The 329-nt window shown below is 61.7% G+C and carries 1 protein-coding gene; it reads left to right on the top strand.

The genetic code is table 11. The features are described 5' to 3' along the window. Positions 1 to 329, top strand: a 329-nt coding sequence (locus AB3X96_RS42755; RefSeq protein WP_368594442.1) for a DDE-type integrase/transposase/recombinase, incomplete at both ends; no start/stop codon positions are given.

The raw sequence follows: 329 nt of genomic DNA on the forward strand, positions 1-329 counted from the left end.
TCGACCAGCACGGCGCCGAACTCGACATCCTGCTGCAGAAACATCGCGATAAGGCCGCAGCAAAGCGCTTCTTCAACCGCGTGCTGGCCGCCTGTGCCGACGCGCCACGAAGGATTGTCACCGATCAGCTTCGCAGCTACCCGGCAGCCAAGGCCGACATCCCCGAACTGGAAAACATCAAACACGTCTTCGTCAAGGCTGTGGCCCGGGTGAACAACCGGGCAGAGAACAGTCATCAGCCTACGCGTGAACGTGAGCGGCGCATGCGCGGATTTCGTGACCCGAAGCGCACGCAGGCTTTTCTCTCCAGCTTCGGCCTGATCCGGCAG

It is taken from the genome of Paraburkholderia sp. BR13439 (assembly GCF_040948805.1).
In the GTDB taxonomy this organism is placed as follows: Bacteria; Pseudomonadota; Gammaproteobacteria; order Burkholderiales; family Burkholderiaceae; genus Paraburkholderia; species Paraburkholderia youngii.